The organism is Pseudomonas sp. ASL3 (genome assembly GCF_056680425.1).
Map to the genome: position 1 here is coordinate 2,894,203 of NZ_CM155281.1, position 14,952 is coordinate 2,909,154.

Consider the following 14,952-nt stretch of genomic DNA (forward strand, 5'->3'; position numbering starts at 1 on the left):
CCCCCCATGAAACATGCCCGTATCCAGTTTGAAGGCGAAGTTCACCTCGCCCATGTCGAAGACAACCATACCGATAACAGCCATGCCGTACGCCTCGCCGACGGCCGACTGCTGGCCGAAGATCAGGTCGAGTGGCTGCCACCGGCTACCGGCAACATGTTCGCTTTAGGACTGAACTACGCCGATCACGCGGCAGAGCTGGCGTTCACGCCGCCGACCGAACCGCTGGTCTTCATCAAATCGGCCGGCACTTACACCGGCCATGATCAGGCTACCTGGCGCCCGGACAACGTCGCCTACATGCACTACGAGTGCGAACTGGTGGCGGTGATCGGCAAGACCGCGCGCAACGTCAAGCGTGAAGACGCGTTGGAGTATCTGGCCGGCTACACGGTGTGCAACGACTACGCGATTCGCGATTATCTCGAGAACTACTACCGTCCGAACCTGCGAGTGAAGAACCGTGACGCTACCACCCCGGTCGGCCCCTGGATCGTCGACGTCACTGATGTGCCCGATCCGGGCAACCTGAAACTGCGCACCTGGGTCAACGGTGAGTTGCGTCAGGAAGGCAGCACCAAGGACATGATCTTCGACATCCCTTTCCTGATCGAATACCTCTCCAGCTTCATGACCCTGCAACCGGGCGACATGATCGCCACCGGCACACCCGAAGGCCTCTCCGACGTCGTCCCCGGTGATGAGGTGATCGTGGAAGTCGAAGGCGTCGGTCGCCTGGTGAACCGCATCGTCAGCGAAACCGCATTTTTCTCCGACAAAAACCGCGCGGCCAAGGAGCACGCATAAATGATCAAGCATTGGATCAACGGCCGCGAGGTCGAAAGCAAAGATGTTTTCGTCAACTACAACCCGGCCACCGGCGAAGCCATTGGTGAAGTCGCCAGCGGTGGCGCCGAAGAAGTCGCCCAAGCTGTCGCCGCCGCCAAGGAAGCCTTCCCGAAGTGGGCCAACACCCCGGCCAAGGAACGCGCCCGCCTGATGCGCAAGCTCGGTGAGCTGATCGAGCAGAATGTGCCACACCTGGCCGAACTGGAAACCCTGGACACCGGCCTGCCGATCCATCAGACCAAGAACGTGCTGATTCCCCGCGCATCGCACAACTTCGATTTTTTTGCCGAAGTCTGCACCCGCATGGACGGCCACAGCTATCCGGTCGACGACCAGATGCTCAACTACACGCTGTATCAACCGGTGGGTGTCTGCGCGCTGGTTTCGCCGTGGAACGTGCCGTTCATGACGGCAACCTGGAAGACCGCACCCTGCTTGGCGCTGGGCAACACTGCCGTGTTGAAAATGTCCGAGCTGTCACCGCTGACCGCCAACGAGCTGGGTCGTCTGGCGGTCGAAGCCGGGATTCCGGCGGGCGTGCTGAACGTGATTCAAGGCTACGGTGCTACGGCCGGTGACGCCTTGGTTCGGCACCCGGACGTGCGGGCGATTTCCTTCACCGGTGGCACCGCCACTGGCAAGAAGATCATGCAGACCGCTGGCCTGAAGAAGTACTCCATGGAGCTGGGCGGCAAGTCGCCCGTGCTGATCTTCGAAGACGCCGATCTGGACCGCGCCCTCGATGCCGCGCTGTTCACCATCTTCTCGTTGAACGGCGAGCGCTGCACTGCCGGTAGCCGGATCTTCATTCAGGAAAGCGTTTATCCGCAATTCGTTGCCGAATTCGCCGCCCGCGCCAAGCGCCTGATCGTCGGTGATCCGCAGGATCCGAAGACCCAGGTCGGCTCGATGATCACCCAGGCCCACTACGATAAAGTGACGGGCTACATCCGCATCGGTCTCGAAGAAGGCGCTACCCTGCTGGCGGGTGGCCTGGAACGTCCTGCCAACCTGCCGGCGCACCTGAGCAACGGTCAGTTCATCCAGCCAACCGTATTTGCTGACGTGAATAACAAGATGCGCATCGCCCAGGAAGAAATCTTCGGCCCGGTGGTCTGCCTGATCCCGTTCAAGGACGAAGCCGAAGCGCTGCAACTGGCCAACGACACCGAATACGGTCTGGCGTCCTACATCTGGACACAGGACATCGGCAAGGCTCATCGTCTGGCCCATGGCATCGAGGCCGGCATGGTCTTCATCAACAGCCAGAACGTGCGCGACCTGCGTCAGCCGTTCGGTGGGGTGAAAGGCTCGGGCACGGGGCGCGAAGGGGGTCAGTACAGCTTTGAGGTGTTTGCCGAAATCAAGAACGTCTGCATCTCCATGGGCAGCCATCACATCCCGCGCTGGGGGGTGTGATCGCGAAATCTGCATGAGGCGCCGTACGCGGCCCCTCCCTGAAAAAAATAACTATCAGGAGAATTATCATGGGCGAAGTCGTCCTCGCTGCGAAAGTCTGCCACGTTCCATCGATGTATCTGTCCGAACTGCCGGGCAAGCACCACGGCTGCCGTGAAGCGGCCATCGCCGGGCACAAGGAAATCGGCCGCCGCGCCCGTGAGCTGGGTGCGGACACCGCAGTGGTGTTCGACGTGCATTGGTTGGTCAATAGCGCGTACCACGTCAACGGCGGCGAGCACTTCAAAGGTATCTACACCAGCAACGAGTTGCCGCACTTCATCAAAAACATGGAGTACGAGTATCCGGGCTGCCCGGAACTGGGTGAGTTGATCGCGGCCGAGGCCAACGCGGCCGGCGTACGCACACTGGCCCACAACATCCCAAGCCTGGAGTTGGAATACGGCACCCTGGTACCGATGCGCTACATGCACATGGGTGTGCCGGACGATCAGAAACTCAAGGTCATTTCGATTGCCGCCTGGTGTGCCTGGCATCGCCTGGAAGACAGCTTCGCCTTCGGTGCAGCGGTGCGTCGAGCCATCGAAAAGAGTGATCGCAAGGTGCTGGTGTTGGCCTCGGGCTCCCTCTCCCACCGTTTCTCCGACGATCGCAACGCAGAAGCCAACATCAACAATTGGACCCGCGAATTCGATAAGCAGGTGGACATGCGCGTGGTCGAGCTGTGGAAGCAAGGTCGCTTCAAAGAGTTCTGCGCGATGCTGCCGGACTACGCCGACCACTGCTTCGGCGAAGGCAAGATGCACGACACCGCCATGCTGCTGGGCCTGCTCGGCGGGCCTGAGTACAACAAGCCGGTGGAAGTGCTGACCGAACCTTTCGGCAGCTCCGGCACCGGCCAGATCAACGCTATCTTCCCACTCTGAGGGAGAGTCAGCTACAAGCTACAAGCCACAAGATGACGTCTTGAGGCTTGCCGCTTGCCGCTTGCATCTGCCGACAAAGGAGGCCTCACATGCCCCATTTCATCGTTGAATACACCGACAACATCGAGCAAGCAGCCGACCTGCCCGGCCTGTTCGAAAAAGCTCACGCCGCCCTCGGTGACAGCGGCGTGTTCCCTCTCGGCGGCATCCGCAGCCGCGGCGTACGCCTGGACAGCTGGCGTATGGCCGACGGCAAACACGATTACGCCTTCGTCCACATGACCCTCAAGGTCGGCAGCGGACGTGATCTGGCGACCCGGCAACAGGTCGCCGAAGCCCTGTTCGACATCATCAAGACGCACTTCGCCGCGCTTCAGGCAGAGCGTCTGCTGGCGCTGTCGTTCGAGATGATCGAGCTGCATCCGCAACTGAACTTCAAAGAAAACAATGTGCACGCGTTCCTGAAAAACCAGGCGGGCTGATCGTTGCCAGCATAGGTGCCATCGTCCATCCTCAGTCAGAGATCTTCGTCATGCTCGATCAAAGCCTTATCCAGCAAGCCGCCGCGCGACTCGACCGGGCCGAACGTTCCCGCGAACAGGTGCGGCAGTTCTCCCTCGACCATCCCGAGATCACCCTCGAGGATGCTTACGCCATTCAGCGCGCCTGGGTCGCCCAGAAGATCAAAGACGGGCGCAAGCTGGTCGGGCACAAAATTGGCCTGACCTCTCGCGCCATGCAGGTGTCTTCGAACATTACCGAACCCGACTTCGGTGCCCTGCTCGATGACATGTTCTTCGACGAAGGCACTGACATTCCCTTCGAGCGCTTCATCGTGCCGCGTGTAGAAGTGGAACTGGCATTCATCCTCGGCAAGCCACTCAAAGGGCCGAACTGCACGATTTTCGATGTGCTCGACGCCACCGAGTGGGTGGTTCCAGCGCTGGAAATCATCGACGCCCGCATCCAGCAGATCGACCCGCAGACCAAAGCCACCCGCAAGGTCTTCGACACCATCTCCGACAACGCCGCCAACGCAGGAGTAGTCATGGGCGGCCGCCCCGTGCGGCCGACCGAGGTCGACCTGCGCAAGATCCCGGCAGTGCTGTACCGCAACGGAGTGATTGAAGAGTCCGGCGTGTCGGCGGCGGTGCTCAATCATCCGGCCAAAGGCGTGGCCTGGCTGGCGAACAAGCTGGCGGCCTACGACGTCACCCTGGAAGCAGGGCAAATCATCCTCGGCGGTTCTTTCACTCGTCCAGTAGCGGCCAACCCGGGCGATACCTTCCACATCGACTACGACATGCTCGGTTCCATCGCCTGTCGTTTCGTTTAGTCGGAGAAAACCCATGGACATGCCTATCAATACCTTCAAGCAACGACTGAAAAGTGGCAAAGCACAAATCGGTCTCTGGCTCGGTCTGGCCAACCCTTACTGCGCCGAACTGGCAGCCAACGCCGGTTTCGACTGGCTGCTGATCGACGGCGAACACGCACCCAATGACTTGCGCGGGATGCTTGGCCAATTGCAGGCGCTGGCCCCGTACTCTAGAGAGGCCGGGGGCAGCCAACCGGTGATCCGCCCGGTGATCGGCGATACCGCGCTGATCAAGCAAATGCTCGACATTGGCGCTCAAACGCTGCTGGTGCCCATGGTCGAAAGCGCCGAACAGGCGCGGCAACTGGTGCGCGCCATGCACTATCCACCACAAGGCATACGCGGCGTGGGCAGTGCACTGGCGCGGGCTTCGCGCTGGAACAGCATTCCCGGCTACCTGGATCAAGCCGATGAGCAAATGTGCCTGCTGGTGCAAATCGAGAACCGCGAAGGCCTGGCCAATCTGGATGAAATCGCCGCCGTCGAAGGGGTCGATGGCGTCTTTATCGGCCCCGCAGATCTGAGTGCCTCCATGGGCTATCGCGGTAACCCCGGCCACCCGGAAGTTCAGGCAGCGATTGAAGATGCCATCGTGCGTATTCAGCAGGCCGGCAAGGCCGCCGGGATTCTCAGCGCCGACGAAAAACTCGCCCGCCGCTACATCGAATTCGGCGCAGCGTTTGTCGCAGTGGGCGTCGATACGACGGTGTTGATGCGCGGGCTGCAGTCCCTGGCGGCGACGTTCAAGGATGCCCCAGCGCCCGTCAGCGTCGGTGGCGGCGCGTATTGATCGTTGAGTACTACGGCGGATCGCGGGCCAACCCGCGATCCTGGCGCTTGACGGTCTTCAGTTCGTTCAGCAGCCCCAGTAGCGTTTGCAGTTTCTCTTCGCCCAGTTGGGCTTGCAGGCGGTAAATCGTTGCCGATGGTGGTTCGAGCATCGTCGATGTACCCACCCTCGCCTATGCCCGCATGGAAGGTGTTTGATGGCCAGTGTCTTCGATTTCGCCGGTCAGACCGTCCTGGTGACGGGCGGCGCCCAAGGCATCGGACGTGCCATTGTCGAGCGCTTCGCCGCCAGCGGAGCACGGGTTCTGATCGCCGACAACAGACTTCCGGCTATGCCAGTATCGAAGAGATAAAGGAACGGAGCACCTATATCGCAGGCAAGCCTGCTCCCACAGTGGATCCGGTACTCCAAAAAATAATTGATAGGGGCCAATTTGTTGGCGAAGCGATTAGGGCGGCACGTCAGATATATCGCCTCGCGAACAAGGTGAACTCCTGCAGAGATTTTTAGATAGCCCTACCTCAGAACGGTACCGCCAGCTTCAACCAGTACGCATCGCCTTGCGCACGATTTCGCACGTCGGATTCCTGCTCCCATTTTGCGGTCAGGAACCAACCTTTGTTGCTGGCGTATTTGATCGATGGACCTATGGCAAACGCGTGCCCTTTGTTGTCTTCGATGCGCTCACCGTACTGCCGATCATCCGTAGTCTGCTGATAGACGTAGCCACCCAAACCCACGACCCAACCATTGCCCAGTCCCCAACCCACCGAATAGTCCACATGGAACTCTTGGCCTGAGGTGTAATCGGTCGCGTTATTTTTCGTGTTGAAGTCATACATGATTTTCGCATCGGCATTCAAACCCACTGGGTCGATATACGAAAACGCCAAGACAGGTTGGAAGTCCCAGTAGTTGCGACCGATATTGGCCAGATCGTGGCGATCATATTCACCGGTCGGCGCAATGACATCGAGGGCCACGATGGCATGCAGTTTATCGGTCAACCGATAGCCCACCCCCGACCCGAACGTCATATCGCCCAACCCTTGCTTGCGTTGCGACTGGCCATTGAGGTCTACCTTGAGGTCAACCAACGGCATGACGGCATGGAACGCCAGGGTGCCGCCCAGGATGTGTTGATCGGTCACCCAGATAAAACGCGGGTCAATTGAACTGGCCTGCACCCGGAAATCCACCGGCAGCTTTTTCCCATCGTTGCCACGCAGTGAATCCGCATCGTAATGGCTGGCATAAGCCATACCGTAAAACCCTGGCGGCGGCAGGGCCCCGGTCAGGTAGTTTTCAGCCCCCATTGGGTAGCTGGACCCTCCGCCCTCAGTCGCCTGTACGTTGCCTGTAAGTCCCGCCGCCAGCAGGCTCAGGCTTGCGCAGTAAAAAAGACCCTGTGTGTTGATTCGTGTTGTTCTCTTCATTACTGACGACCTTTCTCTTTTTTATAATTGAATCCGGCACTGCAATTCCCCCCGAAAACGGGCACGGCAAAGCAGTCACCAGTCGGGTTGGACAGGTTTAAAAAGGGCGAACGCGTGCTCTGCGTCGTGCCGTACGCAGCGCAGTAGTGGCGTTCAGTGATTCAGTCAGGCAGCAGGTTTTTGCGCCGAACTGACAGCCAGAACATCGCCAGCGCAGCAATGACGATGCCCGGTGCAGAGGCGAGCATCACGCCGGCAGTGCCGGTGCCCAGTGCGAGCATCTGGCCAGCGACCAAGGGGCCGCTCATTGCCCCCAGACGACCCACCGCCACGGCACTGCCCACCCCGGTGGCGCGTACTTCAGTGCGGTAGAACTGAGGTGCAAGGGCGTAAAGCACGCATTGCCCACCGGTGGCGAAAAAGCCGGCGACAAAACCCGCTATCAGCATGCTTTCGATCTGGCTGGACAAGCCCAGAGCGGTCAGCGAAGCGAGGATCCCCAGGTAGATCAGCGTCGCCAGTGCCCAGGCAGGCAGGCGGTCCATCAACACGCCGAGTAACAAGGTGCCGACCGCTGCGCCAATCTGCAGGGCGAACATCACCCAACTGGCCTGCTTACCGGTGAAGCCCTGACCGACCAGTAAGCTCGGCAGCCAGTTGATCAGGATGTAGACCACCATGAGGGTGAAGAAATAGCTGACCCAGAGCAGCAGTGTGGCGATCACCGAACCGTTGCCAAACAGCCCCTGCAAGACGGTCACCCGTGCCCCGTGCCCCGGCTGCCCGGCCTGACTCTGACGTAGGCGGAACACCGCTGATTCCGGCAAATACAGCCCGAGTAATGGCACGATCACCAGTGGCACCAGACCGCCGACATAGAACACCACCTGCCAGCCGCCCGAGAAACCGGCGATGCCAATGGTCGCAGCCAGCGCCGCGCCCAGCGGTACACCGCAGTACATCATGCTGACCGCACGGCCACGCAAGCGTAGACCGGCGACCTCGGATGTCAGTGCGATCAGGTTCGGTAGCGCGGCACCGAGGCCGACGCCGGTCAGGCAGCGGGCCGCCATCAGGCTGCTGAAATCCCAGGCCGCAGCCGTCGCCAGAGAGAACAGCCCGAACAGTGCGACAGACCCCATCAACACTCGCTTGCGGCCGACGCGGTCGGCCAGCCAGCCGCCGATAAAGGCACCCGGTAGCAGTCCAAGGATGCCAGCGCTGAAGACCCAGCCCATGTGCATTTTATCCAGGCTAAACGCGGCCGCCATGCCTTGAGCGGCGATGCCAGAGGCCTGTAGGTCCAGGCCTTCCATCAAGGCCACCAAAAAGCACAAGGCAACGGTCAATACCAGCCCAAGCTGGCCCTTCGTACGATGCTTATTCATGGGTAAACACCTCTGCGAGTTGCAACGCAGAGGGGGAATGGAAACTCTGTAAAAAGCACTGTGCTAGATAACGTCTCATACATCTATTACCCGTTTTATTGTTGTAGGGGTATGGACTGGCTGACCCGCTGCATGGGCGGGCCCGCCAGTTTTTTTTCAACGGTTAAGCAGGTCCAACGCCACATCGACGATCATGTCTTCCTGACCACCGACCATCCGCCGTTTGCCCAGCTCGACGAGGATGTCGAGGGTCTTCAGGCCGTATTTGGCCGCAGCGATTTCCGCGTGGCGCAGGAAGCTCGAGTACACGCCCGCATAACCCAACGCGAGGGTCTCGCGGTCGACCCGCACCGGACGGTCCTGCAACGGACGGACGATGTCATCGGCCGCGTCCATCAAGGTGTAGAGGTCGGTACCGTGGTTCCAGCCCAGGCGCTCGGCGGCGGCGATGAACACTTCCAGCGGCGCATTGCCCGCGCCCGCGCCCATGCCGGCAAGGCTGGCGTCGATCCGGTCACAGCCCTCCTCGACCGCAGTGATCGAGTTGGCCACCCCCAGTGACAGGTTATGGTGGGCGTGCATCCCGGTTTCAGTTTCCGGTTTGAGCACGGCCTTGAACGCACGGAAGCGATCGCGGATGTCTTGCATGTTCATCGCCCCACCGGAGTCGGCCATGTACACGCAAGTGGCGCCGTAGCTTTCCATCAGCTTGGCCTGTTGGGCCAGGTGCTCAGGGGCGATCATGTGGCTCATCATCAGGAAGCCGACGGTGTCCATCCCCAGTTCACGAGCGTACTCGATGTGCTGTTTCGACACGTCCGCTTCGGTGCAGTGGGTGGCGATACGCACCACGCGGGCACCGGCGCTGTAGGCCGCCTTGAGGTCATGCACGGTGCCGATGCCAGGCAGCAACAGGGTGGTGATTTTGGCGTGACTGATCACATCGGCGGCGGCTTCGATCCATTCCAGATCAGTGTGCGAGGCGAAGCCGTAGTTGAAGCTGGAGCCTTGCAGGCCGTCGCCGTGGGCCACTTCAATCGAGTCAACCTTGGCCTTGTCCAAAGCCCGTGCAATGTCCTGCACGTTCTGGATCGAGTACTGGTGACGGACCGCGTGGCTGCCGTCGCGCAGGGTGACGTCGGAGATGTACAACTTTTTACCGGGATTAAAACTCATGGCGATTCTCCTCAGGCGTTCTGCATCGACTGCGCCATGCGCTCGGCGGTAGCCAAGGCCGCGGAGGTCATGATGTCGAGATTGCCGGCATAGGCTGGCAGGTAGTGGGCGGCGCCTTCGACTTCGAGGAATACCGAAGTTTTCAGGCCGGAGAACGTGCCCAGGCCGGGAATCTTCAGCGGTGCTGATTCAGGGATCACGTCGAACTGCACTTTTTGTTTCAGGCGATAGCCCGGCACGTAGGCGTTCACCGCAGCGGCCATCTCTTCTATGGAGGCTTCGACTTTGGCCTGATCTGCGGCTTCGGACAGCACGAACACGGTGTCGCGCATCATCAGCGGCGGCTCGGCCGGGTTCATCACGATGATTGCCTTGCCCTTGCTCGCGCCGCCGATCACTTCGATGGCCTTGGAGGTGGTTTCGGTGAACTCATCGATGTTGGCACGGGTGCCGGGGCCGGCGGATTTGCTGGCGATCGAGGCGACGATCTCGGCGTAATGCACCTTGGCCACCCGCGACACAGCGGCGACCATCGGAATGGTGGCCTGGCCACCGCAAGTGACCATGTTCACGTTCAACGAGTGGAGGTTCTGCTCCAGGTTGACTACCGGCACGCAGTACGGACCGATGGCGGCCGGGGTCAGGTCGATCAGGCGAATGCCGGGTTTGATCGAACGCAGGAACGCGTCGTTCTTCACGTGGGCACTGGCGGAGGTCGCATCGAACACGAAGTCGATGTCCTTGAACAGGTCCATGCGGGCCAGCCCTTCGACGCCTTCATGAGTAATGGCCACGCCCATGCGCTGCGCACGAGCCAGGCCATCGGAGGCCGGGTCGATACCGACCATGACCGCCATTTCCAGGTGTTTGGCGTTGCGTAGGATCTTGATCATCAGGTCGGTGCCGATGTTGCCGGAGCCGATGATGGCGACTTTCAGTTTTTTCATGGTATTTACCTTTTGTGCACGCAAGTCGCCGATCACTCGGCACTGAACTCCACAGCCACCTGGCCGATGCCATCGATCACGGCCTCAAACCGATCACCGGCCGCGACTGCTGCCATCGGCCCCAGCGCGCCGGTCAGGATGATGTCGCCAGCCTTGAGCGGCTCACCGAGCCGCGCCATGGTGCGAGCCAGCCAAACCGCCGCATTGAGCGGATGACCCAGGCATTCGGCGCCGCTGCCGCTGGAAACCTCTTCACCGTTACGGGTCATGCGCATACTCGCCAGACGCAGGTCAAGGCCGTCCAGGCGACGGGCTGGGCCGCCGAGCACGAAACAACCGCTGGAGGCGTTGTCGGCGACGGTATCGACGAAGCGAATGTTCCAGCCCTGCACGCGGCTGCCGACGATTTCCAGCGCTGGCAGTACCCACCCGGTGGCCGCCAGTACATCGGCAAAGCTGGTGTCGACACGCGGCAGGTCATGTTCGAGGATCAAGGCAATTTCGGCCTCGATCTTCGGCTGCAGTACGCTGTTCACCGGTACCACTTGGTTGTCGCCGTAGCACATGTCGGCAAACAAGGTGCCGAAGTCCGGCTGATCCACGCCCAGCTGACGCTGAACCTTGGGGTTGGTCAGGCCAATTTTGCGGCCGACCACACGGCGCCCACCGGCAACGGCATGGGCGACGTTGAGGCGTTGGATGGCGTAAGCGGCTTCGCCGTTGTCTTCACCGATCTGTTCACGCAGCGGTTCGATCGCTTCACCGCTCGCCTCGGCCTGACGCAAGGCGCGGGCCAGTTGTTCAAGAGACTCTTGGGTCACACTCATCACTCACCTCAGGGGTTGCACACTGCTCTCGCGTAAACCAGCACCCTGTCAGCGGGGCATTGGGAATGGCTGGCGGCAGCGGCGTGTTTAATGGCTCAGGAAATCCAGCACCATGCGGTTGAACCTGTCGGCGTGTTCCCACTGGGCCCAATGGCCGCAGCGGTTGAACACGTGCAGTTCAGCGTTCGGCAGTCCGGCAATCAGGCGCAGGCCGGTGTCCATCGGCACGAAGCGGTCGTCACGGCCCCAAACCACCAGGGTCTGCGCAGAGATTTCGCCGAGGCGCGGGCTGAAGTCGGGAAACTGCTTGGGATTGGCTTTCAGGCTCGCGACAAAGTTTTCCAGGTGATCGCGACGCGACAGCATGTTGTCGAGGCGGGTCTGGAACAGCTCCTCGGTCAAGCTGCTGGCGTCATAGATGAAGACGTTCATCATCTTCTTCAGGTTTTCAATGGTTGGCTCGCGATACAGACCTTGCAGCAGCTTGATGCCCTCGGTCGGCATCGGTGTGAACGAGCTTGGGCCGCCCGTACCGCCACCCATCAGCACCAGCTTGCCAACGCGTTGCGGATTGGCCAGGGCAAAGGCGACTGCGCTGTGCCCACCCATCGAGTTGCCGAGGATATGGACGCGCTCCAGACCGAGCACGTCGAGCAAGCCCTTCAGGGCGCGGGCGTTGAGATCCGAACGCGAGCCTGAACAGACAATCGGGTCACTCTTGCTCCAGCCCGGGCAGTCCATCAGGATCACCCGGTAGCCGGCGTCAATCAGCGGTTCGATGTTGCGGTTGAAGTTTGCCCAGCCGCTGGCGCCCGGTCCGGAACCGTGCAGCATCACCACCGTCTCGGCGCCCTGCCCGGCATCGTTGTAATGCAGCTGAAGGTCAAGCTCGCCCTCTTTGATGCGGGCGAACTTGCTGGTGGATGCCTCGGTCAGTACGTGAGTCGTTGCGGTCATCTCATGCTTCCTTTAATTCAGGTTATAGAGCGCTGCGGCCAGGCCTTGGCCCTGCGCAGCGAGCCGTTGTGTGCCCCCAAGACTCAGTTCGACGGCTGGGCACTGAGCGCACCAAAACCGGCGATCCACTCGGGTATCGGGCGGTAATAGCGGTCACTGGCCTGATAGGGGCCAAAAGCCGAGAGCGCAGCAAAGGCCGCCACCCAGGTTTTCACCTCATGGGTGGATTTGCCGGCCAGCTCGGACAGCTCGGCGTTGCCCACGTTATCGAGCTCGGCGATACGGCCTTCGGCCAGAATGTCGAGGAACCGCTGATCCCACTCAGGGTTAAGTGGGTGTAGGGAGTTCTGGTCCTCGATGAAGCGCTCGGCCGCCTGAATGACCCGCTGCTGGCGCGCTTCACGCTCGTCGGCCGGCAGGTTGCGACCGCTGCCCATCATCCGGTCGGCCATGCGCGCGTCTACTTTGGCCAGTTCCGGTACCGGCGGCTGGTGCGACAAGCCACCAGAGCCAAGAAACAGGACCCGTTTGTCCAGCGTTCTGGCAAAACGGCCGATGGCCTCGCCGAGCAAACGGGCACGCTGGAAGGTCGGCAGCGGGATGGCTACGGAGTTGATGAACACCGGAATCACCGGGCATCGATCGAGACCACCCAGCAGCAATTCAAGCGGCTGGGCAAAGCCGTGGTCTACCTGCATGCAGTAAGAAACGGCGACATCGACGCCCGCCTCAAGTACCGCTGTAGCGCAGGCCTCAGCCAGCGCCTTGGGCACTGCGAGCGTACCGGCAGCGGTGCCGAAGTCGCCGATGGCCTGTGCCGCCATGCCGATGCAGAACGACGGCATCACGTCATAGAAAAAGCCGTTGTAATGATCTGGCGCGAACAGAATGACCAACTCAGGATCGAATCTGACAATCCGTGCACGGGCGTCATCGACCGTACAATCGACCTCGGCCAGTACCGCAGGCGCCGGGTCGACAAAGCCGACCAGCGGGCTATGCGACATGCAATGCAGGTAGGCACTCATCTCAAGCCACCTTGTTCGCGGCGGAGATTTCGAGCACTAGCGGCTTGGCCGACAGTGCTTTGGCCAGCGAGTCACAAACACCACCCAGTGTTTGCGGGATAGCCAAGCCAGCCAGGAAGCGATCCGGACGCACCACGGCGATAGACGCCGGATAACGACCGAACCATTCCTTGAGGCGCCCGCTGCTGTCACCGATACGGATCACGCCTTCGCTGACTTCGCGCTTGGCTTGTAGCTGGACGCTCGGCAGTACCTGAATGAAACGGGTACCCAGATTGCGCCAGAATGCGACCTGCGCAGGGCTCAGACCCCATGTGGGGTCGCTGCCCCAGGCGATGATGGCAAAGTTGCTGCCGATGACATCGTCCAGCAGCACTTCTTGACCGGCATCGGTCAGCACTTTGGGCTGAATGAACATACGTCCGACCGGCGAGTTCTTCACGCCGGGGCCAGTGGCGACCAATACGCCAGTGGAGTATTGCGGCATGGGTTTAAAACGCATTTCCAGAAAGTAGCGTTTGACCGGCGGCAGGTAGTTCAGCAACCAGGAAATGCCATCGCGCAGGGTGCCCTGCCAACGCTTGGGTGGCGCGAGCACGTGACCGGCCAACACCGACAGGTCGATCATTGCTTTGGCGTGATCACGGCGTTCCTGTTCATAGGTGTCGAGCAGCGCAGCACCGGCCAGGCCTTTGACCACCAGAGCCATTTTCCAGGCCAGGTTGCAGGCGTCACGCATGCCACTGTTGTAACCCTGGCCTTGCCATACCGGCATGATGTGCGCGGCGTCTCCGGCCAGCACCACACGCTCGACGCGGAACTTGCCGGCCAGGCGCGCGTTATGGGTGTATACCCGGCTACGGATCAGCTCAACCCGATCCGGGTCCGGCAGCACTTTAGCCAGCAGGCGGCGCATGTTTTCCGGTTTGCTCAGTTCGGCTTCAGTCTCACCGGGCATGACCATGAACTCGAAGCGACGCACGCCGTGGGGTAATGCAGCGGAGACATAGGGGCGAACCGGGTCGCAGCAGAGGTAGACGTTCGGCGTGCCCAACGGGTCGTTGGCGATGTCGACAACGATCCATTGGTTCGGCGCGGTCTTACCGTCGAACGACACGCCTAGAGCGCGGCGTATATAGCTATTACCGCCGTCACAGGCGATCAGGTAATCGGCGCGAACGGTTTCTTTGACGCCACTGGGCGCCTCCATGTGCAAGGTCACGCCGCTGGCGTCCTGACTGAAATCATTGACGTCGCGGGAGAACAAGGTCCGCACGTTGTCGAAGCGCTTGAGCCCTTCGAACAGCACGGCATCGACCTGCGGCTGGATAAACGCATTGCGCCGCGACCAGCCGAATTCATCGGTCATGGGTTGGATATCAGCGAAGCAGCGACCCTTGGGCGTGAGGAACCGCATGGCGTGCCAAGGTGTGGTGTGTGGCAACACCTTGTCCACCAGGCCGAGGGCCTGGACGGTGCGCAGCGATTCGTCATCGATGCCGATTGCACGAGGGTAGTCGATCAGTTTGTCGAGCTTTTCTATCACCAGCACATCGACGCCGACCTGGCCGAGATAGTTGGCAATCGCCAAACCGACGGGGCCGGAACCGATCACGACAACCTGGGCAGAGTGGTCGGTTTGCGAGGCATTTTTAAAAGGCTTGGAATCCGATATTTTCATTGTTCTCACCGCTTGAAACAGTGTTGCAACTCCCGGTCTAGCCGTTTTCAGGCAAGCCGGGGCTAGCCCCTCAGTGCGCAATGCACGTGGGGTATCGTTTGGTTTTTTTAGAGGGCTTGGTTGACCCGCCTAGCTGCGCCAGAGGTTGTG

At 60.7% G+C, this 14,952-nt stretch carries 15 protein-coding genes and 1 pseudogene; 7 read left to right on the forward strand and 9 right to left on the reverse strand.

Annotated elements, in window-relative coordinates; translation table 11 throughout:
• Positions 1-6: 6 nt before the first annotated feature.
• From AC1MEE_RS13275 to hpaI, 6 genes are all read left to right on the forward strand, one after another.
• On the forward strand, positions 7-807 hold the full coding sequence (locus AC1MEE_RS13275; RefSeq protein ID WP_480415784.1) for a fumarylacetoacetate hydrolase family protein: 801 nt from the start codon (positions 7-9) through the stop codon (positions 805-807).
• Positions 808-2,268 carry a 5-carboxymethyl-2-hydroxymuconate semialdehyde dehydrogenase gene (gene hpaE / locus AC1MEE_RS13280; protein ID WP_480415785.1) on the forward strand — a complete coding sequence of 487 codons (1,461 nt, stop codon included), beginning with the start codon at positions 808-810 and terminating at the stop codon, positions 2,266-2,268.
• Positions 2,269-2,336: 68 nt separating this feature from the next.
• Complete coding sequence (gene hpaD, locus AC1MEE_RS13285; protein WP_480415786.1) at positions 2,337-3,194, forward strand: 3,4-dihydroxyphenylacetate 2,3-dioxygenase; 858 nt, start codon at positions 2,337-2,339, stop codon at positions 3,192-3,194.
• 89 nt (positions 3,195-3,283) lie between these two features.
• Positions 3,284-3,676, forward strand: coding sequence for a tautomerase family protein (locus AC1MEE_RS13290; RefSeq protein WP_480415787.1), 393 nt, complete (start codon positions 3,284-3,286; stop codon positions 3,674-3,676).
• A gap of 50 nt (positions 3,677-3,726) precedes the next feature.
• On the forward strand, positions 3,727-4,530 hold the full coding sequence (hpaH, locus tag AC1MEE_RS13295; protein WP_480415788.1) for a 2-oxo-hept-4-ene-1,7-dioate hydratase: 804 nt from the start codon (positions 3,727-3,729) through the stop codon (positions 4,528-4,530).
• 13 nt (positions 4,531-4,543) lie between these two features.
• On the forward strand, positions 4,544-5,362 hold the full coding sequence (hpaI, locus tag AC1MEE_RS13300; protein WP_480415789.1) for a 4-hydroxy-2-oxoheptanedioate aldolase: 819 nt from the start codon (positions 4,544-4,546) through the stop codon (positions 5,360-5,362).
• 10 nt (positions 5,363-5,372) lie between these two features.
• On the opposite strand, the gene AC1MEE_RS13305 is transcribed toward hpaI, so the two are convergent.
• A complete protein-coding gene (locus AC1MEE_RS13305; RefSeq protein ID WP_480416398.1) occupies positions 5,373-5,513 on the reverse strand; it encodes a hypothetical protein in 141 nt (46 codons plus the stop codon).
• Between the two features lie 45 nt (positions 5,514-5,558).
• Here AC1MEE_RS13305 and AC1MEE_RS13310 point away from each other — a divergent pair.
• Positions 5,559-5,684, forward strand: a pseudogene (locus tag AC1MEE_RS13310) (SDR family NAD(P)-dependent oxidoreductase); the annotation flags it as partial.
• A gap of 199 nt (positions 5,685-5,883) precedes the next feature.
• On the opposite strand, the gene AC1MEE_RS13315 reads toward AC1MEE_RS13310, so the two are convergent.
• The 8 genes from AC1MEE_RS13315 to AC1MEE_RS13350 all read right to left on the reverse strand — a co-directional run bounded on the left by AC1MEE_RS13315 (position 5,884) and on the right by AC1MEE_RS13350 (position 14,802).
• A complete protein-coding gene (locus tag AC1MEE_RS13315) occupies positions 5,884-6,798 on the reverse strand; it encodes a SphA family protein (RefSeq protein ID WP_480415790.1) in 915 nt (304 codons plus the stop codon).
• Between the two features lie 161 nt (positions 6,799-6,959).
• A complete protein-coding gene (gene mhpT, locus AC1MEE_RS13320) occupies positions 6,960-8,186 on the reverse strand; it encodes a 3-(3-hydroxy-phenyl)propionate transporter MhpT (RefSeq protein WP_480415791.1) in 1,227 nt (408 codons plus the stop codon).
• A 156-nt stretch (positions 8,187-8,342) separates the two neighbouring features.
• Positions 8,343-9,362, reverse strand: coding sequence for a 4-hydroxy-2-oxovalerate aldolase (gene dmpG / locus AC1MEE_RS13325; RefSeq protein WP_480415792.1), 1,020 nt, complete (start codon positions 9,360-9,362; stop codon positions 8,343-8,345).
• A gap of 11 nt (positions 9,363-9,373) precedes the next feature.
• Positions 9,374-10,309 carry an acetaldehyde dehydrogenase (acetylating) gene (locus tag AC1MEE_RS13330; protein ID WP_480415793.1) on the reverse strand — a complete coding sequence of 312 codons (936 nt, stop codon included), beginning with the start codon at positions 10,307-10,309 and terminating at the stop codon, positions 9,374-9,376.
• Between the two features lie 32 nt (positions 10,310-10,341).
• Positions 10,342-11,136, reverse strand: a complete 795-nt coding sequence (gene mhpD / locus AC1MEE_RS13335) for a 2-keto-4-pentenoate hydratase (protein WP_480415794.1) — start codon at positions 11,134-11,136, stop codon at positions 10,342-10,344.
• Positions 11,137-11,223: 87 nt separating this feature from the next.
• Positions 11,224-12,093 (reverse strand): alpha/beta fold hydrolase, encoded by an 870-nt coding sequence (locus tag AC1MEE_RS13340; RefSeq protein WP_480415795.1) that lies wholly within the window; start codon positions 12,091-12,093, stop codon positions 11,224-11,226.
• 83 nt (positions 12,094-12,176) lie between these two features.
• Positions 12,177-13,121, reverse strand: coding sequence for a 3-carboxyethylcatechol 2,3-dioxygenase (mhpB, locus tag AC1MEE_RS13345; RefSeq protein ID WP_480415796.1), 945 nt, complete (start codon positions 13,119-13,121; stop codon positions 12,177-12,179).
• Between the two features lies 1 nt (position 13,122).
• A complete protein-coding gene (locus AC1MEE_RS13350; protein ID WP_480415797.1) occupies positions 13,123-14,802 on the reverse strand; it encodes a bifunctional 3-(3-hydroxy-phenyl)propionate/3-hydroxycinnamic acid hydroxylase in 1,680 nt (559 codons plus the stop codon).
• Between the last annotated feature and the right edge of the window lie 150 nt (positions 14,803-14,952).